At 69.3% G+C, this 19806-nt stretch carries 17 protein-coding genes; 5 read left to right on the top strand and 12 right to left on the bottom strand.

Annotation, left to right across the window (positions count from 1 at the left end):
* Positions 1–151: 151 nt before the first annotated feature.
* Positions 152–706, bottom strand: a complete 555-nt coding sequence (locus tag MTF69_RS40925) for a CchlQ (protein WP_243341893.1) — start codon at positions 704–706, stop codon at positions 152–154.
* A gap of 162 nt (positions 707–868) precedes the next feature.
* On the opposite strand from MTF69_RS40925, the gene MTF69_RS40920 reads away from it, so the two are divergent.
* Positions 869–1135 (top strand): hypothetical protein, encoded by a 267-nt coding sequence (locus tag MTF69_RS40920; RefSeq protein WP_243341892.1) that lies wholly within the window; start codon positions 869–871, stop codon positions 1133–1135.
* Positions 1136–1280: 145 nt separating this feature from the next.
* Here MTF69_RS40920 and alr read toward each other — a convergent pair whose 3' ends face one another.
* From alr to MTF69_RS40890, 6 genes are all read right to left on the bottom strand, one after another.
* Positions 1281–2354: an alanine racemase gene (gene alr, locus MTF69_RS40915; protein WP_243341891.1), complete on the bottom strand. Its 1074-nt coding sequence runs from the start codon at positions 2352–2354 to the stop codon at positions 1281–1283.
* Positions 2355–2401: 47 nt separating this feature from the next.
* Positions 2402–3700 (bottom strand): ATP-grasp domain-containing protein, encoded by a 1299-nt coding sequence (locus MTF69_RS40910; protein WP_243341890.1) that lies wholly within the window; start codon positions 3698–3700, stop codon positions 2402–2404.
* A 38-nt stretch (positions 3701–3738) separates the two neighbouring features.
* Positions 3739–4878, bottom strand: coding sequence for a GNAT family N-acetyltransferase (locus MTF69_RS40905; protein ID WP_243341889.1), 1140 nt, complete (start codon positions 4876–4878; stop codon positions 3739–3741).
* Positions 4875–5366 (bottom strand): hypothetical protein, encoded by a 492-nt coding sequence (locus MTF69_RS40900; protein WP_243341888.1) that lies wholly within the window; start codon positions 5364–5366, stop codon positions 4875–4877. The genes MTF69_RS40905 and MTF69_RS40900 overlap by 4 nt, the downstream gene beginning before the upstream one ends.
* A 164-nt stretch (positions 5367–5530) precedes the next feature.
* Positions 5531–6772, bottom strand: coding sequence for an MFS transporter (locus tag MTF69_RS40895; protein ID WP_243341887.1), 1242 nt, complete (start codon positions 6770–6772; stop codon positions 5531–5533).
* A 35-nt stretch (positions 6773–6807) separates the two neighbouring features.
* Complete coding sequence (locus MTF69_RS40890; RefSeq protein WP_243341886.1) at positions 6808–7890, bottom strand: hypothetical protein; 1083 nt, start codon at positions 7888–7890, stop codon at positions 6808–6810.
* A 262-nt stretch (positions 7891–8152) separates the two neighbouring features.
* Here MTF69_RS40890 and MTF69_RS40885 point away from each other — a divergent pair, with 262 nt between their 5' ends.
* From MTF69_RS40885 to MTF69_RS40875, 3 genes are all read left to right on the top strand, one after another.
* Positions 8153–9175, top strand: a complete 1023-nt coding sequence (locus tag MTF69_RS40885) for a LuxR C-terminal-related transcriptional regulator (protein ID WP_243341885.1) — start codon at positions 8153–8155, stop codon at positions 9173–9175.
* 28 nt (positions 9176–9203) lie between these two features.
* Positions 9204–9851 carry a M15 family metallopeptidase gene (locus MTF69_RS40880; protein WP_243341884.1) on the top strand — a complete coding sequence of 216 codons (648 nt, stop codon included), beginning with the start codon at positions 9204–9206 and terminating at the stop codon, positions 9849–9851.
* A gap of 154 nt (positions 9852–10005) precedes the next feature.
* Positions 10006–10554, top strand: a complete 549-nt coding sequence (locus tag MTF69_RS40875; protein ID WP_243341883.1) for a hypothetical protein — start codon at positions 10006–10008, stop codon at positions 10552–10554.
* Positions 10555–11397: 843 nt separating this feature from the next.
* On the opposite strand, the gene MTF69_RS40870 is transcribed toward MTF69_RS40875, so the two are convergent.
* Complete coding sequence (locus tag MTF69_RS40870) at positions 11398–11811, bottom strand: adenylyltransferase/cytidyltransferase family protein (RefSeq protein ID WP_243341882.1); 414 nt, start codon at positions 11809–11811, stop codon at positions 11398–11400.
* A 303-nt stretch (positions 11812–12114) separates the two neighbouring features.
* Between MTF69_RS40870 and MTF69_RS40865 the strand changes: the two genes are divergently transcribed.
* A complete protein-coding gene (locus tag MTF69_RS40865; RefSeq protein ID WP_243341881.1) occupies positions 12115–13119 on the top strand; it encodes a helix-turn-helix transcriptional regulator in 1005 nt (334 codons plus the stop codon).
* A gap of 8 nt (positions 13120–13127) precedes the next feature.
* Here MTF69_RS40865 and MTF69_RS40860 read toward each other — a convergent pair whose 3' ends face one another.
* The 4 genes from MTF69_RS40860 to MTF69_RS43635 all read right to left on the bottom strand — a co-directional run bounded on the left by MTF69_RS40860 (position 13128) and on the right by MTF69_RS43635 (position 18277).
* Positions 13128–13772: a sortase domain-bontaining protein gene (locus MTF69_RS40860; RefSeq protein WP_243341880.1), complete on the bottom strand. Its 645-nt coding sequence runs from the start codon at positions 13770–13772 to the stop codon at positions 13128–13130.
* Between the two features lie 218 nt (positions 13773–13990).
* Positions 13991–14200: a hypothetical protein gene (locus tag MTF69_RS40855; protein WP_243341879.1), complete on the bottom strand. Its 210-nt coding sequence runs from the start codon at positions 14198–14200 to the stop codon at positions 13991–13993.
* Positions 14201–14336: 136 nt separating this feature from the next.
* Positions 14337–16310, bottom strand: coding sequence for an MFS transporter (locus MTF69_RS40850; protein ID WP_243341878.1), 1974 nt, complete (start codon positions 16308–16310; stop codon positions 14337–14339).
* Positions 16311–16483: 173 nt separating this feature from the next.
* Positions 16484–18277 carry a D-alanyl-D-alanine carboxypeptidase family protein gene (locus MTF69_RS43635; protein ID WP_243341877.1) on the bottom strand — a complete coding sequence of 598 codons (1794 nt, stop codon included), beginning with the start codon at positions 18275–18277 and terminating at the stop codon, positions 16484–16486.
* Positions 18278–19806: the final 1529 nt, after the last annotated feature.

Raw genomic sequence — 19806 nt, 5'->3', positions numbered from 1 at the left:
GGTCGTTCGTCACACATCGACGTTGGACGCCCTCGTCTCATGTCCGCAGGCGATCCCTTGGACTCATTCATCTAGGTGCCGTCCGATAGAGATGGTGCTCCGGCTGGAAGAGTCGCTGCTCCCGTCGATCGTGGCCGGGGCGGGGTCAGTGCTACCCGGACGCCGTGTCTGCCTGGCGCTCCCCGCACTGCGCGCAGCGCTCGCGGCCGTCCCACACGGACCAGCCGAAGTCGGCCGGGGTAAGGGCCTGGCCCTCCAGCTCGTTGCGGACGGCCTCGCGGTAGGCCCAGACGGCCTCCAGGTAGGGGTGGTAGATGTCGTGGAAGGCGGGGGTCGAGATGCCGGCGCCTGCGGCGACCGTCCTTCGAAGGACGCGGAGGCGTTCGAACATGGTCTGGCCCGTGCCGGCGATCCGGGCGCTGGCGTCGAGGAAGAGGCGCTCGCGCACCTCGTAGACGCGGGCGTCCGTCAGCGCCAGGCGGCTTGCTTCCTCCAGGTCGGTCGCCTCGGCGCCGTGCTGCGCGAGGCGGCGCAGTTCGGTGTGGGCCGCACCCGCCGCCGCGATGAACTCCGTGTAGACGTCCCGGCGGCGCGACTGGAGGCCGCGGCGGTGTTCCTGGCGGGTGCGCAAGCGGTCTGCCAGCACCGTGCCCGCTATCGCGATCAGACCGCCGCCCAGTGTGGCGACTAGCGTTCCCCACTCCATGCCGTGACCCCCCAGCCGGTGTTCCGGAAGGGCGCGCCCCCGCGCCGTCCCCTCCCCCAGATCATGCCCGACGGCCGTGGCCGACCGTGCACATTCTGGAGCGCGAACCCGCGCTCGTGGTGCCTCGTACACCGCCGTGCGATCAGGCCGCGACGAGCACGAGTGCTTCCTCTAATACTCGGCCAGTACCTCATCTCCCGTGACCCCCAGATGTCCGTCCTCGCCCTCGACCGCGAGATCGAACTCCTCTACCAGCGCGCTGTCCGCCTGCATCGCAGCGCCATAGCCCCCCTCGGGGAGGAAGGCCGGCAGAGCCCTCAGCTCCGTGTGGTGCACACCGCCCTGGCAGGCATGATCGAGGCGGCGGCACCTCTACGGCACGCCGGATTCTCGGCTGGTGTCGTGGTGCGAAACGGGGGCGGTCCCTGACCCGATCCGTTTACGCCCCGCTGAGCAGGAGATCCCAGGTCAGCACCGCCGTGTGCGTGAGCGATGCGTGAGCGGTGCGCCATCTTCTGGATGACCGGACATCGGCCATCCCGCCCCACCCCGAATGGGGGCGGGCCGATGGGGCTCATCCGGTGTACCTGCGCCGCAGGCGTGGCCTGGACATGCCGGTGACGATCTCGTAGTCGATGGTGCCCAGCGTGTCGGCCCATTCCCTGGCCGTGGGCCCGTCGCCGCTGCCGGAACCGAAGAGCACCACGTCCGTGCCGACCGCGATGTCCTCGTCACCGCAGTCCACGACTATCTGGTCCATGCATACCCGTCCCCGCACGGGCCTGCGGGCGCCGCCGATGAGTACGTCGAAGCGGTTGGACAGTCCGCGCGGCACGCCGTCGGCGTAACCCACGGGGACCAGCGCCAGCGTGGTGGGCCGGTCGGCGGTCCACGAGTCGCCGTAGGACACACACTCCCCGGCGCCGATCCGTCTGGTCATCACCACCGAGGAACGCAACGTCATGGCCGGCTGAAGGTCCAGCGTGCCGGGAAGCGGGTTGAGCCCGTACAGGGCGATGCCGACCCGGACCATGTCGAAGTGCAGATCCGGACGATCCAGAGTGGCCGCCGAGTTCGCGAGGTGACGCTTGGGGTCAAGGCCGGCATCCCGTGCGACCCGGAACGCGTCGGCGAATCGTTGCGCCTGCCGGTTCACCGACGGATGACCCGGCTCGTCAGCACACGCAAGATGCGACCAGATCGCGTACACCTCGTTGTCCGATGCCGCGGCAGCGCGCACCAGGTCGGGCCACAGCTGCGGAGGGCATCCGTTGCGGGACAGCCCCGTGTCGATCTTGAGGTGGATGCGCCGTCCGGACAGTGCCCGCAGCTGCTCCAGGCTGGATACGCCGAGGTCCACGTCAGACGGGACATCGGCGTCGGGCACATCGAGCCACGCGAGTATCGGCGCGTCGATCCCCGCCGCGCGCAGGGTGCGCGCCTCCTCCGCCGAGCAGGAGCCGATCCACGTCGCACCTGCCTCCAGTGCTGCCCGGGCGACCTCGACAGCACCGTGGCCGTACCCATCGGCCTTGACCACAGCCATCACCTCGGCCCCCGCGACATGAGCGGAGAGGAGGCCAGTATTGTGCCGAATTGCATCGAGGGCGACCGTCACCTCGGCCCTGATAAACCTGCGATCAGTCATAGCGTTCCATCACTCCCTTATCGGAGCTCTGTACTTTTTCTGGCGCCCTACCCCGATGTAGCGTTCGCAGCCTGCTCCTCGTCGATGTCGTAGCCGATGCAGGCAGCGACGCCCAGTGCGTTCTCGTAGGACTCCTCGCGAGTCCGGCCAACGGCGTGTACATATCCGATGTACTGGCTGTTGGATTCGATCTCGCTGCTCACATGATCATCCAGTTCGACGTAGAGGCCGGCTCCTCGGAATCCTGGAGCAACGGCGGCTTCCTCCAGCCCATGCACCTCGCGCAGACAGCCAGATGTGGGGGCGGTGAGGTACAGCTCCGTCACAGCTCCTGATGTATCGAACTCCGGCAGTTCCCTGCCGATGGAACCGGCGATGACGAGGTCGGCGGGATGTGCGCCCGTAAGGTGACTGATGGCGTGCTGCACGCCTGCACCTACGAGCCGGGGGTTGAGTTCCACCAGCCTGGGCCCGTCGGTCGTCAGGATGAACTCCAGGTGGAAGGCGCCGAAGTCGTATTCCAGCGCCGTAAGGGTACGGGCGACATAGGCGTCGGCGTCTGGGAACGGTCGGTCGGCCGAGAAGCGCAGGGCGAGCTCGACGAAACGGGGCGGCGGCGACATCACCCGGTCCGAGTAGCCGATGACGTGCACGCCCCGGCCGTCGACGAATCCTTCGGCGCTGAACAGCGGCCCTTCGAGAACTTCCTCGAAAAGCAGTCGGCGTTGGGGCTGCACACGGCGGCCGTAGGCACGCTTGAGGTGGTCTGAAGCCATCTTCCGTACGGCTTCTTCGTTCTCGACCAGCGCGACATCCCAGCTGGACGCTCCGTCCACGGGTTTGACGATGCACGGGTAGCCGATGGGGGAGCTCAGGTCTTCCTCGAATGCGGATTTCACAGCCCACCGGATGTCAGGCACTCCGGACTCCGCCAGAGCCTGCCTGGCGACCGCTTTGTCGCGGGCAATGCCGGCGCCCAGAGGCGACGGGCCGGGGAGGTGCAGCTTCGCGGCCACTTCGGCAGCTATCCTCACGAAGCTGTCGACCGAGCTGTAGACAGCGGCAACCCCGCCATTCAGAACCCTGAGGATGTGGACGATGTCCGCGGCATCCAGCGTGTTCGTGATGAGCCATGCATCGACGACATCGTCGTACTGGGTGCCGTAACTCTCGCGGTCCGAAGCAGCCACCGCCGTTCGATAGCCGAGCCTTTTCGCCGACTCCAGCTGGGCGCGGCACGGGGCCGTGACCGCGTCGCCTGCGTGGCGAGTGCCCCGCCCTCCGCCCGGCAGAGTGTGCATCTCGACCGAAACAACCCAGGCACCGTGCATGATCGTGTCTCCCACTCGCCTTTTGTCTTCTGTCTGTTCTCGTGGAGCGGCAGTCACAATGAGTGCTCCAGCAGGCCCGACATCACTTGGCGGGCCGCCCCGCCCAGTTCGTCGGCCATCGGTTGCCATCGGGCAGCGTTGTTCGCCGCGGCTTCTCCGGATCCGTCGGTTCCCAGCCGCTCGCCGGTGCTGACAGCCCACAGAAACGAGACTTCTGCGCCTCTTCGGATCTTGGGCCGAAGGGTGCCGATGCCGAGGTGCAGCCGACGCGCTCCTGAGCGGTAGGCGGCTTCCATGGGTCGGTAGTAGAGGAGTTCGAAGTACTCGCCCGCGACGGCGGGCCTGCTGTGGTCGAACCCGTAGGCGCGAGAGCTGACTTCGCGTTCCGTGGTGTACGTGAGGGTGCAGCCCCGCATGACGCCGCCCAAGTGGCACGCGTGCACGATGCCGGACTCGCCGGTGGCCTCGGCCTGCTCACGCATCAGGCGTCGGATCACGGCCGGGTCGGCTGGCTCGCCGTGATGTGCCTGGTGGGAGGTGATGAGTGGGCTCATCTCGGCCCAGACATCGGCGAAGGGCACCTCCGTGCAGGTGTACTCGGCCCGCTGGAAGGCCTCGCGGTCCTTGCGGATCTGCCGCCGCATGTTGCTGGTGCCTTGCTGGAGGTAGTCCCCGAAGCTGTCACCAGGAAGCGGTATCGCGCAGTCGGCGGCGAGCAGCCGGGGCACCGCCCGATTGGCGTGGGTCAGGAGCGTTTCGGTGTCCCCCTCGCCGAGGTACAGCCACCATGCCTGTCCGTCGGCTTCCTGGGACGCGACAAGGTTGACGGCATCGACGAGCATTTTGGTGATCTCGTTGCGGTCCTGCCGCTCGTCGATGAGGAGGCGGTTGGAGTAGCCACGCCGGTTGCCCACCAGGACGGTTCGTCTGGACGCACCGATGGTCCCCGCCGCGTCGGGAAACAGCACCCGCGGGTTGTACATGCCGCTGGCCTCGGAATCGACGACGTAGATCGGCATGCCCGCGACCAGCCGACCCGAGGCGTCGCGCACCAGCACGTACCGGACGGACGAGTCCGGGGCCGCTTCCTGGTACCGCATCCAGGCGAGGCTGCCGTAGAACGAGCCGGCCGACAACGTATTCCATGCCCCGTCGGCGACACCAGCAAGACTGTCGACTATCTCTGTCCTCAACGGTTGACACCTGCCTGCGTCGTTATGTCATCGATCCATTTGGAAAGGTCTGCGGTGCCGCCGAAGCCCGGCGATGCCTGCACGCTCGGCCGCAGGATGATGGCTCGGCCGGTCCAGCTCGCCCAGAACCGTTCGGCAGGGAGCTCGTCGTGCAGAGCACCCCAGCGGGAGGGGTCAGCGAAACCGGCCACCCGCTGGCCGAGCTGGATCCTCTCCCCCCGGAACAGCACCAGGTGCCCGCCCCTGCGTCCATCCTCGGGAAAGGTGAAGGTGCACGACACGATGGCCGGGATCCCTTCCTGGGCCAGCCGTTGGAGCGGCTCCGGTGAGTCGAAGTGGGCCGCCACACCGGACAGACCCAGACCATCGGCCAGGTTCACCAAGCCCTGGTGGTGCCAGCCCTTCGGGGTGTACGCCCCCAGTTCCAGCCCCTGTGCCAGCAGGTGGCGCTGGGAGGGAACAGCCAGAGCGAAGTGGTCAAGGAGCATGCGGACGCATGCCAGGCCACAGCAGCGCTCCCCCCAGACATCAGGTCCCCCGTCGGGCCAGCCAAAGGCGTGGTCGTCCCGTTCCTCCTGGGTGAAGTGCTGGGCGTAGCGCCTCAGCTGAAGCGGCAGGGACGGGCGTGAAGCCAAGGTGTCACCGTCACCGGTCATGACACGGCCGCCGTCGGCTGACGCTCTGCTTGCGCGGGCACAGAGGCTTCTCCGTGCATTTCGCTGCGGTTGCGCAGTGCCCAGAGGGCGGCGACGGATACCAGCCCGCCCGAGACGGCGAACAGACCGCCGAGGGCGATCCACCCCGTCGAGCCGCTCTCCAAGACCGCCAAGGCCAGCAGAGAGGGGCCAAGGGCCCTCATGACTCCGGGGCCGAGGGCGAACGTGCTCTGGTATGCCCCTTGTGCCTCATCGGCAGCCAGCTCGAAGCCCAGACAGAACTCGGATGAGGTCTGGAGTAGTTCACCTGCGGTATAGATCAATGCCCAGATCAACAGGACCACCAGGCACAGGGCAGGGCCGAGCGCCGTCGTGCCGGCCATCACCAGCGCGGCGGCGGCGAAGACGAGGCCGGAGATCCAGGCCATACGCGCAGCCTTGGGCACCGTGGCCGCGTGCTTGCTCGTACGCACCTGCAGGAGAACCACCAGGATCGTGTTCACGACGAGCACCACCGCAATGCTCCACTTCGGCGCCTGGGTGTGGTCGGCGACCCAGAGCGGAAGCGCGAAGCTCAGCACAGCTGCATGCAGCGTGAGCAGACCGTTGGCTGCCGTGACAGCGAGGTACCGGACATCGCGCAGCGGTCGGGGGCCCCGGAAGGCCGCTGCGGCGGAACCCGCCCGACGCAGCTGGTGCTCGACACGTACCCCGGCCAGTAGTGACGCCGCGGTGAAGAACAACAGGGCATTGCCGGCCACCACAAGGGTGTACGCACCAGTTGTGTCTGCGGTCAGCGCCGCGCCGGCGATCAGCGTGCCGACGCCCAGGCCGACGTTCGTGGCCGTACGAAGCTGGGCGCGGGCCGTCACACGGTTCGCAGTGCCGCTCATCGAGTGAATGAGGGCGCCGACCGTACCGGAGATGCCACGGTCCGCGATTCCGCTCACGATGGCGATGGCAAGGAAGGCGGGGAAGCTACGTACCTGGGTGAAGGCAGCCATCGCCAGCCCCTGGACGACCAGCAGGCAGAGGTAGACCGGTTTCGGCCCGATGCGGTCGGCCAGTCGGCCGAACCCCATCATGAACGCCAGGCCGATCGCGGTGCCGAGGGTCATGCCCAGCGCCGTCTCGGAGACCGTCAGGCCGACCACCCGCGTGAAGTACAGAGTGCCGCCGGTGATGTACAGGCCGCTACCGACGGTGTTGATCAGGTTGGCGATGGCGAACCTGCGCAACCCTCCTGGCGGTGGCAGGAGCTGGAGGCGACCGATCACGACGTGACCCCCCAGGGCATGGGCTTGGCACTGGCCAGAGCCTCAGTCAGCAGTTCGACCAGCAGGTCCGAGTATGAGATCCCGGCGTGACTGCACGAGACCGGCAGGTTGCTGTGCTGCTGCAGGCCGGGAATCGTGTTCACCTCAAGGGCGTACGGGGTGCCGACCGTGTCGACCATGTAGTCGACGCGGATGGCCCCACTGCATGCCAGAAACTCGAACACGCGCTTGGCGCCGTCGGACATGGCCTGGTTGACGTGAGCGGGGAGGTCTTCGGGAACCCGGTATTCGACGCTCGGGGCACCGGCCCCGCCGAGCTTCGTCGACTCGTCGTAGTAGTCGGACTCCGTCACGAACTCCAGCGAGGGCAGGGCGATCGGTCCCGGCTCCCTGCCGATCACGCTCACCGTCATCGACCGGCCGTCGATGTACTCCTCGAGGAACAGCCGCTCGAAGCCGCGGTCACGCAGTTTCCGGATCTCCTCGGAAAGGCCGGCCTCTTCCCGGACCAGCGCCATGCCGACACTGCTGCCGCCGTCCACGGCCTTCAGCATCGCGGGGAAGGGGAAGTCGGAAGGCACCTGGGCCCCTGCGGACCCGAGGATCGGAATACCCCGGGGTACCGCGATGCCGAGGTAGGCGAACACCGCCTTGCTGGCCAGCTTGTCCATGCCGATGCTGCCGGCCAACACCCCGGACCCGGTGTACGGCACAGCCAGGTAGTCAAGAAGCCCTTGGATGCGCCCGTCTTCCCCGAACGGACCGTGCACGTTCAGGAAGGCCACATCGAACAAGCGGACCTTCTCGGCGAAGTCCGGGCTGGTGGGATCGATGTGCTCAGCCGAGAGCCCGAGTTCCCAAAGGGTCTCCATGATGTGGGTGAGCGACCACTGGTCTCGCGGAACGTTACGGATGTACAGGCCGTCCTCCTCAGAGACTGCCCCGTACACCACGGCGATCCTCTTACCCTTCAACACGTCCACGGCGCCCCGGCCCGCCGTCTTGGTCGATGTCCCCATCATGCCCCCTTGCTTGGTTGTGCCTGTTACTTCGCTCTGGGCTTTCGCGACATAAGTCACTTCCCAGCCCTGGCTCCCCAGCCTGAATCGAAGGCAACGAACTGGGCCTCGGTGGCCTCTATGACGGGCCCGTCCTGCACGTCGGGCGAGATGAGTGCTGACACGGCAACTGCCGCTACTGCAACGAGGACAAACACGGAACGGAGCGCGCGATTCACTGAAACTCAAATCCTTTTGATCTCTACTTGCCGGCTCATTGGAGCGGCGGATCAAATACTGCTCGGTCGGTGGCGCTCGTAGGCTTGACATATGCTTCACGATCATGAAATGCACATTCTTGAAGCGCCCACAAAGCGGTACGGAATTGGGCAATCCAGGCATTGCTCACACCGCGGACCCCTGCGGGATAGAGCCCTGCCCCGAGGCGCTGCACATCTACCAGCAGGCTGCGTCGACCGGAGCCCCACTCATAGGCGAAGTCCCGTCATGCTTGTTGTCTCTGGGGCTATTGGAGGAAATCCCCGATAGCCCAGGCGAGTTCTTGGCGCTGCCCCCAAGCGCCGCAGAGGCGCGGATCACCTTGCCGATCGAGCGGGAAATGGCCAAACTCAGGCAATCCCTTGAAGTCACCCGAATCACCCTCGCGCAAGCGGACTCCGCATATCAGCAGGCAATGCGCAACGAGGGCAAGGTGCATTCCATCGTCCGAGGCGCAGACGTCATCAACACCTTGCTGGCGCGAGAAGTGGACTCCTGTACCAAGGAGTTGCGAACAGTACAGCCGGGAGGCGGTCGCCCAACGACCGTTCTCCAGCAAGCGGTCGTCCGGGATCTGGCACTACTCGGGCGCGGAGTGCGTCAGCGCACTCTGTACCAGGAGACCATCCGGGCTCATGGTCCGACGCTCGAATACGCACGACGAATACGCGAGTTCGGAGGGCAGGTGCGAACACTCAGCGAGGTGGCCGACCGGCTCATCATCTGCGACCAGCGCGTGGCATTCATTCCCGTCAGTGACGACCGGGCCAGCTCCGCGTTGGAGATCCGGGAGCCCGCACTGATCCGCTACCTGGCGCGTGGCTTCGATCTGGCGTGGGACCGTGCCCAGTCGCTGGCCGAGGAATCCGTCAGCCCCAGCCGTCCGCAGATCTCTTCGGATGTACAGTTGAAGATCGTTCAACTGGTCGTCGAGGGACACACGGACAAGGCCATCGCTGGACGCGTGGGGACCAGCGCCCGTACGGTCGCCGAACATGTCCGGCGCGTCTCTGACCAGCTCGGCAGCCGCAGCCGCGCCGAGTTCGGCTACCTGGTCGCGAAGTCGAACCTGCTGCAGGACGCGTAATGCCGCACTACGGGGGAGCGCTCCACTCGTGAACGAAATTGTCCTGATGTCGGACCCGCGGGTATACGCCGTGCCGGTACGCGAGTGCGGCGAGCCGCTCGTCGACGTACGCGACAGCGGGATCCTGGTCGACCCTCGGAAGGCGGACGCAACGGGGTCCTACGCCTTGCTGCGGAAAGGGGTGCTTCGCCGGCTGCTGCACGCGCAGGACCAGCTGCCTCAGGGGCTCCGCCTGCTCTTCGTCGAGGGCTACCGGCCGCCATCCCTCCAGCGCCAGTACTTCGACGAGTACCTCGGCGTACTGCGCGCCCAGTACCCGAACCTCCATGAAGCCGAATTGCACACCGCGGCCAGCCGCTACGTCTCTCCACCAGAGATCGCCCCGCACAGCGCCGGAGCGGCCGTGGACCTGACGCTGGCCGATACCAACGGGGTCGAGCTCGACCTCGGCACACGCATGAACGCGAGCCCCGAGGAGAGTTCGGGCACCTGCTACACGCACGCCTCGGGTATCGACACCACCGCCCGCGCGAACCGGGAGATCTTGGGGTCCGCCCTGACCGCTGCGAGATTCGTCAACTACCCCACGGAATGGTGGCACTGGTCCTACGGGGACCGGTACTGGGCCCTGCAGAGCGGGACGGATGCGGCCCTGTACGGCCCACATGAGGCGTAACGCCCGGCTCATCAGAGAGGGGCCGGGGTGCTGGAGACGCAGGATCCTGCGCATACCGCTCAACGGGCTATGCACACCCCGCTCCGGCCCTGCTGCTCAGCCCCTCGTAGGGTGCGTGTCCACGTGGATCGAACGCGTCAGCGAGGAGTAGGGCATGCCGCAACAGTCTGCCGTCCCCGGCCGCAACCACACCTGCCGGCTCCTCCGCAACAACTGTGCCGAGAATTCACCCGAGTTGCGCGATCTCCTCGGCCACGACCAGGCCGCCCACCGTATCGCCCGGTGCCTCATCCAGGCGGGCATCACCACGCCCGAAGCCCTCAGAGATGCCGCCTCTCGCGAGATCATCTATCTACGCGGCGTCGGCCGTCTCGGGCTTCGTCTCCTGCACGCCCGAGGCCTGCTCGGCCGCAGGGCCGGCCACCGCGCGCTCATCTATCAGTCCACCACCCAGCCGCGGGCCAGCATCGAGGAGCTCGACCGGGCCCATGCCCTCGTCGCCTACGCACGCGCCCACGACTTCGACATAGTCGGCGTCGTCATCGAGAACCCCAGCCCGTACGTCCACGACTTGCCCACCGCACAATGGCGCGCTGCTCAGCGCGAACTGCGCGATGGCGACCTCGACGTCATCGTCATCTGGGACGCCACCCGCAAACAGCCCGCCACTTGGGCCAAGGGGGCGCAGGGAGAGCCTGGCTAGCCATCGACACCGGCCGTGACATGAGGAGCTCCGTGTCGCGCACACCGCGCTCGCGGGCGTGATCCAGGCAGCAGCGCCGCTCCGGCATGCCGGATTCTCGGCTACGTCGCGTAGCCGTGGCGGGCGTCGTGCAGCCGGATCTTCTTCTCCAGTTGGACGAGGAAGGTGCTGTCCAGCAAGGCGACACGACCGACTTCACCGCTCTCAGGACCTCTGCAGGGGGAGCGAAATCTAGCCAAGTGGACCGGGCCCCCATTTGAGCCATTAGACCGATACGCGGCATTGTCCAAGCAAGCCTGCGTCACGTCCCCCTGGTATATGACCCAGTACAGACGTGTCCCACGTTCTTCGGCGTTTGGAACGAGTATGCGGCAACTCGCCCAGCAAGCCGTCTGAAAACGCACCGGTTGAGAAACGAGCAGGTCAGAGGGCTGCTACGTTCCGACAGCAACGGAGTTCCGATCCCGTCCGGCCGGACGGGATCGGAACTCACCAGACAGATCCTCGGCATTGGAATCGCCGGGGAGGCCCGATCGCATGGAGGAACACCGTGTCGAATCCCGATAGCCCTCCCAGGGACGAGCCTAATGAGGAGAAGCGTGGGCGAGCCAATCTGTGGCTGGCGGGCATCACGGCCACTGCGGCCCTCCTCGGAGCACTCGCAGCCGTGATCACAGCACTTCGAGGCTGACCCTCTCCACACGACGGGTTGGGAGCCGTACGAGCTCACCGCAGGAACGCTCGTCGTCCTGCACGGGTGGATGACCATGGTCGGTAGCGGCTCCCCGTACCAGCCGCAGGTAGAGCGTCGTGGGTGGCCGAGAGCGACCGGATGTCTGCGGGTCACAGTTGCCGGATCAGGCGGTGGAGGTTCGCGCTGGGGGCGTGCGGGGTGTTCGGGAGGTGGATGACCTCTACTCCGAGGGTGCCGAAGTCGCTTTCCCAGCGCTCGCTTCGGGGGGTGCCGCGCCGGTCGGCGCTCTTGAACAGGCGGTGGAAGCCGACCTGCTGCCAGGCGTCCAGGGTCTCCGGGGTGTGGTCGACGATGGCCTCGTCGACGCAGCTCATGGAGCTGACGACCTCGATGCGCTCGTGGAGGGGGATGGCCGGGGGGAAGCCCTCGTGGCAGGCGGCCTCGTCCGTCAGTACGCCGGCCACCAGGTAGTCGCACTGGGCGCGGGCCTGCTTGAGCAGGTTGAGGTGGCCGACGTGGAAGAGGTCGAAGACGCCTGGCGCGTAACCGATGATCTGAGACACGGGGGTCCTCCCTGAGGCGCTGTAGCGGACGGACGGACAGACCGTGGTGACGGTCCGGTCCCCCGAGCGGTGCGGTGTTTCCTGCTGACGTGATCAAGGTTGCCGCAGGCGGGAGGGGTGGACCAGGGGTCTTGGATGTCCTGGACCCGACATGTCCTACACAGGACAGGGAGAGGAGGGGAGGGGAGGGGGAGAGAGGGGAGAGGGCGGGCGATCAAGCTAGCCTGGCGCACGTACGTAGGGCATGAGGTGCATGAGCTGCGCTGATGTGCCTGTGCATGGTCTTTCAGGGGGTGGGCGGCAATGTTCGGTCGGCTGGAACTCGATGACGTGACCGCATCGGTCTACCGAAGCAAACTGGCCCATCCCCAGGACGGTGTTCCGGAGCTGGCAGAGCGGCTGACGCTCACCCCGGACGACGTGCGCCGTTCGCTGGCCCGGCTCAGTGAGATGGCGCTGCTGCGCGGTGGCGGGGGCGACCCCGGGCAGGGCCGTGCCGTCGATCCGCAGCTCGCGCTCCAGCTCCTCCAAGCCCGCCAGCAGGCCGAACTCGCCGCCCAGCAGCAGCGCATGGAGGCCACGCGGGCTGCCGTCGTCGGGCTGATGGCCGAGATCGCCGACTCCTCGTCGCAGGAGTCCCCCAAGTCCGGGATCCGGTACCTGGAAGGCATCGACGCGATCCGGGACCAGATCGAGCTGCTGTCCGCGCAGACCCGCTCCGAGGTGCTGTCGTTCGCCCCCGACTCGCAGATGTCGCAGGCGAGCATCGAGGCGGCCCGGCCGCTGAACCTGCGCAACGTGGAGCAGGGCATCGTGATGCGGACCGTCTACCTCGACAGCATCCGCCACGACACCCACGCCCGGGAGTACGCGACGTGGCTGGAGGGCATCGGAGCCCACATCCGCACCAGCCCGGTCCTGCCCAACCGCCTCACCATCGTGGACCGCCGCAGCGCCCTGGTGGCCGTCGACGCGACGGACACCGCCGCCGCGGCGGCGCTGGTCACCAGCCCGGGCCTGATCTCCCTGCTGGTCACGCTCTTCGAGCACATCTGGCAGGCCGCGACCCCGCTCGGACCGGCGGCGGCGCCCTGCGAGCCGGAGCTCCTCACCCGGCAGCAGGCCGCGGTGCTGCAGCTCATGGCCGAGGGGCGGACGGACGAAGCCATCGCCCACAGCCTGGGCGTCTCCACGCGCACCGTGGGCCGGGTGATCACCGGGCTGCTCGCCCACCTGGGCGTCCGCAGCCGGTTCCAGGCCGGAATGCGCGCGGTTCAGTACGGATACCTGTCGCACTCCTCCCACTGACAGCGGGATCAGGTCACCAGGTCCGCGTAGAGGATCACGTTGTTGGTGCGGTGGCCGTTCTTGATTTCACCGCCGCAGGTCAGCAGGCGCAGCTCGGGGCGGCTGGTGTCCCCGTAGACCTTGTCGGTCGGGAAGTCCTTCTTGGCGACGTCCTCGATCTCGCGGATCGTGAACCTGGCCGTCTTCCCGTCTTCGCGCGGCACCTCGATCAGGTCGCCGAGCTTGATCTTCTTGACGTTCTTCATCACCGCGTGCCCGTACTTCGTGTCGAAGTGCGCGACGAGTACGGCCGCCCCCTTCTCGCCCGGGGTCACGCCCTGGGTCCACCAGCCCGGGTTGTCCGCGTCGGTGTCCGCGTTCGGCACGCCGAGCTCGCCCGTGGCCGGGTCCACCGCGAGGCCGACCATCTTCTTCGCGTCCACGCCCGCCGCGTCGATCTTCATCCCTGTCGGTTTCGCCCTCGGGAGGGCGGGCGCGGCCTCGCCCGCGGGAGCGGGGGCCGCCGTGCTGCCGACCTTGGGGTCCGGCGGCAGCGCCGCAGCGCTGCCGGCCCCGCCGCCGGTGCCGGTGCCGCAGGCCGTGAGGGTCCCGCACGCGGTGAGGGCGGCGAGCGCCGCGGCGGCGGTGGCGGCGGTACGGACAGTGGCGCGCATGAGTGTGTCCCTCGGGTCGGCGTCACCTGCGGTGGCGACGACCACGACGTTACGAGGGTCATGTCCGGGTCGTCCGTCGGCGAGGTAACAGCCGACCGGACACCTCCCCGCGAAACCGTTAAGGGGCAGGGGCGGACGAAAGCCCTTCCGGCCGGAGCCGGAAGGGCCACATCATCAGATTCACGACAGGGAGGCGGGCTCAGACTTCGGCCCCGCCGTCAGCTGAGGCCTCTGCTGCGCTCGCCGATGCGGTCGCCCTGCGGGGTCCCGGCCCGCTTGAGTTCCGCCTTCGTGTGCGCTCCGCCCTTGACCTTGCTCCGGACCGGTCCGGAGAATCCGTGCGCGTGTTGCACGGCGCGGGGCAGGTGGGTCGCTTCCGCGGCCTTCGCGACAGCCGTGTGGAAGTCCTGCTTCTGCTCTTTGCTCATCCCGTCGTCACTCCCTAAAAAGACTCGGGGCACCCAATCGGACTACTGGGATGGTATGCACATAAAGGGGCCAACGCACCCGGACCGGACGTAAAGAATGGTCGATCAAGGGCGGTCCAAGGGCGGTCAAGGACGGTCAAGGACGCGGCGGAGACGGGCGCTCCGGTGGCCCCAGTACCTCGTAGAGCAGCTCGTCCGGGCACGGGGTGCCCCGCGGGAGCTGGTACTTCGCCGCGATCCGGTACTCCCCCGGCGCCGGGGCGAGCAGCTCCGTCCACTCGTCCCCGGTACCGTCCGAGGCCGCCTTGAACAGGCACCCGGCCGTGTTCGCGTAGACCTTGGGCAGGGTGACCGCACCCTTCGGCGTGGCCTTCCCGGCGGCCTTCGAGGCCTCCGTCTCCTGCGGCGGCTCCACCGGCTTGCCCGCGCCGTCCACCAGGCCCAGCCACGGGGAATGCGGGATGCGCACCATGACCCGTCCGGCCTGCTTCACGTCGATGACCAGCTGGTCGGCGCCGGCGCGCACCACCGTCGCGGGGCCGGTGACCAGGTTCGTCGGGTCCGTGACCTTGAAGAGCTGCCAGTTCGCGTCGCCCCACACCTGCTGGAGGTACGGGAGCCCCTCGCGCACCAGCTTCGCCTCGTCCCTCCCGCCCTCGTCGGGTTTGTCGGCGGGCAGCACCACGTAGTGCACGGCCCAGCGCTCCAGCCACTCGCGGTAGCTGCCGGGCGTCAGGGTGTCGTCGTAGAAGACCGGGTTGCGCTCCAGATCGGCCTGCCGGTTCCAGCCGCGCGCGAGGTTCACGTACGCGGGGAAGGCGGAGGACTCGCGGTGGCTGCTGGCCGGGACCACCTCGACGCGGCCCCGGTCGGCGCCCGCCTTCTGGAGCTGGTCCACCAGCGGGGCGAGCTCCCGGCTCCAGGAGGCCAGCGGGGTGGTGCGGACGATGTCGGTGACGCTGTTGATGGTGATCCAGGCGGTCACTCCGGTGAGCGCGAGGAGCAGCCCGTACCAGCGGCGCGTGCGCGGGGCCTCGTACGGGAGGGCCGCGAGCAGCACCACCCCGCCGAACAGCATCGCCAGCCGGGTCACGTTCGAGCCGACCTGGGAGTCGATCGCCCAGGTCAGCGCCACCCCGAGGGCGTAGATCGCGGAGGCGGTCCGGACCGACTTCCAGCTCTTCGGTACGAGGAACAGCGCGGCCAGCGCGCACGCGAACGGCAGCGCCGCCGAGATCAGCTTCATCGGCTGCGTCCCCGAGAAGGGGAACAGCCAGGAGGACAGCCCGACCACCGCCGCCGGGGCCAGACCGAGGGCGTACGCGCCCGGGCGCCGGCCGTTCAGGAACAGCGCGGCCGCGATCACCCCGAGGAACAGTCCGGCGACCGGGCTGGAGGCGGTCGCGACCGCCGCGAGAGGAGCCGCCACGGCGGCCTTCGCCCAGCGCCGCTCGGCCCATTTGCGGGGCCAGCAGAAGACGGCGGCGACGGCCCCGAGGGCGAACATCGCGCCGAGACCGAAGGTGACGCGGCCCGACACGGCGTTGCACAGCAGCCCGTACACCCCGGCCAGGGCGGGCCACAGCGGCTCGCGGACGGCGCCCCGGCAGCGGGTCAGGATCATGGCGAGCAGCCCGGCCGAGACCGTACCGGCGATCATCATCGTGGTGCGGACGCCGAGCACGTGCATCACGTACGGCGAGACCACGCTGTACGAGACCGGGTGCATGCCGCCGTACCAGGCCAGGTTGTACGCGGAGTCGGGATGGCGGCCCACGAACTCGGCCCAGGCGTCCTGCGCGGCCAGGTCGCCGCCGCTGTTGGCCACGGCGAAGAACCAGATCAGGTGCAGCAGCCCGGCCAGCGCGGTGGCCACGGCCACGGGGTGGCGGCGGGCCCAGCCGAGGGCCCAGCCGAGGGCGCGGACGAGGGCGCGGACGAGGGGACCTCCGAGGGCATGGCCGATGGCACTGCCCCGGGCTGCCAGGTCCTCGGGGGGGCGGAGCGCGGCCTCGTCCCGGCCGTGGCCGTGACTGTGGCCGTGGCCGTGGCCCTGGCCGTGGCCCTGGCCCTGGTCCTGGCCCTGTTCCTGCCGCTCAGCGGTGGTCACGCCGACGTACTCCCCACTCCGGTCACCTCGGGTGCGTCCCTCGGTTCGTAGACGCGGTCCGGCACCCCGGGGTTGCCCCCGGGGCGCCGGACCCGCTCCTCGCTCGCTCGCTCGCTCGTGCGCGGCGTCGGCCGGCGCGTCGGCGCGTCGGCGGTCGGCTCGGCGCCGGTACGTCAGCCGACGCGCGTCAGCTTCTTGCCGATGCCGGGTGCGATCAGGTCGCTCTGCAGCGCCACCGGCACCTTGACCTGGCTGGCGCCCTCTCCGACGGTCAGCACGCCGATCTCCGAGCCCGCCCTGGCGGTCTGCGGGAGCTTGCCCGCGCCGTCGGCCAGCTTGGTGGAGATGGTGAGGGTCGGCCAGCCGACCGCTTCCACGTCGTCGGTGGCCACGACCGGGACGTGGGTCCCGAGTCCGTCGTCCACGTAGCCGACGACATCACCCTTCTTGACGACCGGCGCGGCCTTGAGCATCTTCTGCGTGGCGAGCAGGATGTCCTTGCTCGCCGCGATCGCGGTGCCGAGGATCGGCACGCCGTGCTGGCCGAGGACCGCTCCGACGATCAGCTGATTGGTCTTGCCGACCTTCTTCTCGGCGGCGAAGAGCAGGTTGCCGCCGGCCTTGGTGGTGGAGCCGGTCTTGATGCCGAGCGAGCCGTAGAGCGGAACCAGGTCGTTGTAGTTCCGCCACTTCTTGCCCGAGGGGTCGGTCCACGACGGCTTCATCGTGATCGCGATCAGCTCCGGCATCTCGACGATCTTGAGGCCGAGCTTGACCTGGTCCTCGGCGGTGCTGACCGTGGTCGCGTCCAGACCCGAGGGGTCCGTGTACGTGGTGTTGGTCATGCCGAGTTCCTTGGCGGTGTCGTTCATCTTCTTGACGAACGCCTCCTGCCCGCCGTCCCAGCGCGCGAGCAGCCGCGCGACGTTGTTGGCGGACGGGATCATGATCGCGGAGAGGGCGTCCTTCTGTGAGATCTTGCCGCCCTCCTTCAGGTTGTTGACCGTGGACTCGCCCTCGGTCTCCTTCTTGCCGTCCTCGACCGCCGTCCGGTCGACGGGGATCATCTCCCCCTCCTCCCCCTTCTTCATGGGGAAGTCCTTGAGGATGACGTAGGCGGTCATGGCCTTGGCGACACTGCCGATCGCCACGGGCTTCTGCTCGCCGAAGGACCCGACGGTGCCGAGGCCGGCCGCGGCCATGTAGGCCTGGCCCTCCTTCGGCCACGGCAGGTTCGGGGCATCGCCCTTGAAGGTGTACGAGGTGTTGGCGGTCACCTTCAGCGTCGGCGTGGGCAGCGGGCGCACGAGCTGGACGACGGCGAGGATCACCGCGAGGAGCACGAGGATCGGCGCGTAGATCTTGAACCGGCGGATGGCGGTGCGGGCCGCGCTCGGCGGCGGGGGCGGGTTGTTGGTGAGGTCCGCCAGCATGTCGAGCGGCGGCTTGGGCGGCAGCGGCTGCTGTGTGGTCCGCTCCGGGGACTCGTACGTGACGGGGGTCCGCGGGCCGGCGGGTACCCCGGTCCGTCCCGGCGCCTGCCCCTGAGCCGGGGTGGATGCGGTCCGCGGAGCACCGGGGGCGGGGGGCGCGGCCGGGGTGGGCCGCGCGGGCACGTCGTCGCTCCGCAGCGGTACGAAGGTGCTCGCCCGCTCCGCACCGACGCCGCGCGGGGGCCCTGCCTGGGCGGCACCGTTGCCCTGCCGGGCTGTGCCGGGGTGGGCGGTGCCCTGCTGGGCTGTGCCCGGGTTGGCGTTGCCCTGCTGGGCTGTGCCCGGGTTGGCGGTGCCGGGCTTGATGGCCCGGAACACAGCCGTCCGCTCGCTGTCGGCGGGCTCGCCTCCGGCGGGGGCGGCCGGAGCCGGCGGCTTGACCGCCCGGAACACAGCCGTCCGCTCGCTATCCTCCACCTGGCCGCCGCCCGGAGCGGACCCGGCCCCGGAGCCGGGCTTGACCGCCCGGAACACGGCGGTCCGCTCACTGTCGACGGGCTCACCGGATCCGGAGCCGCCCGGGATACGCGGGTCGCCGGAGGCGGCGGGGGGACGCGGAGCCGTCTGGCCACCCGGGGCCGTCTGGGCGCCCGGGGCCTTCTGGCCGCCCGGGGTCCCCGGGGCGGCCGAGGGGGCCCGGGTCCCCGGAGCCTCCGGGGTGCCCGGAGCCGCCGGGGTAGCCGGGGCACCCGGGGTAGCCGGGGCACCCGGACCGGCCTGGGTAGCCGGACCGGCCTGGGTAGCCGGGGCACCCGGACCGGCCGGGGCGCCCGGGAGCACCTGGCCACCCGGGGCCGTCGGGTTGCCCGGAGTGCTCGCAGAGCCCCGGGGGCCCGGCGCAGACGGGGCGCCTGAGACTCCCGGAGCACCCGGAGCGGCCTGGCCACCCAGGGACGCCGAAGAACCCGGCGCGCTCGCCGAAGCCCGGGGACCCGACGAAGCCGGAGCCCCCGAAGAAGCCGCACCACCCGAGGCCGCCTGGTCACCCGGGGCGCCCGAAGAACCGGGGCCGCTCGCGGAAGCCCTGGAGCCCGACGAGGCCGGACCTCCCGAGGAGGCCGGGCCACCCGAGGCCGTCTGGTTGTCGAGGGTCACCGAAGAAGCCGGGGCGCTCGCGGAGGCCCGGGGGCCCGACAAGGCCGGAGCCCCGGAAGAAGCCGCACCACCCGGGGCCGCCTGGTCACCCGGGGCGCCCGAAGGGGGCCGGGTACCCGAGGCCGGAGTGCCCGAAGCCGGGATACCCGATCCCGGAGTGGCCGAGGCCGAAGTGCCCGAAGCCGGGGTACCCGAAGCCGGAGTGCCCGAAGCCGGGGTACCCGAGCCCGAGGTACCCGAAGCCGGAGTGCCCGAAGCCGGGGTACCCGAGCCCGAGATACCCGAGGCCGAAGTGCCCGAGGCCGGGGTACCCGAAGCCGGAGTACTCAGAGCCGGAGTGCCGGTGGGCGACGTGCGCGACGTCGGGGCGGGCGTCGTGCGGAACGCGGACGTGCGCTCGCTGTCGGCGGTCTCGGCGGGTGCAGGCGCGGACGACGAAGCGGAACCCGCCGGGCGGCCGGTGGTGGCCTGCGGCGGCGTGACCGTACGGAACACCGCGGTGCGCTCGCTGTCGACCGAGTCGGCGCCTGCCGCGGGCTCGCCCGACGTGCCGCGCGCACGGTCGGCGCCAGAAGCGGAATCCACGGGCAGACCCGTACCAGCCGGAGGCGTCACCGGACGGAACGAAGCCGCACGGTCGCTCCCGGCCGACCCGCCGGCAGCCGCGGGCTCGCCCGACGTGCCGCGCGCACGGTCGGCGCCGGAAGCGGAATCCGTGGGGAGGCCCGTACCGGCCGGAGGCGTCGCCGGACGGAACGAAGCCGCACGGTCGCTCCCGGCCGACCCGCCGGCAGCCGCGGGCTCGCCCGACGTGCCGCGCGCACGGTCGGCGCCGGAAGCGGAATCCGTGGGGAGGCCCGTACCGGCCGGAGGCGTCGCCGGACGGAACGAGGTCGTACGGTCGCTCC

Source organism: Streptomyces sp. AP-93 (assembly GCF_022808175.1).
Taxonomy (GTDB): Bacteria; Actinomycetota; Actinomycetes; order Streptomycetales; family Streptomycetaceae; genus Streptomyces.
Note: the sequence above shows the minus strand (reverse complement) of the source record. Positions and strands in the feature narration are given on the sequence as shown.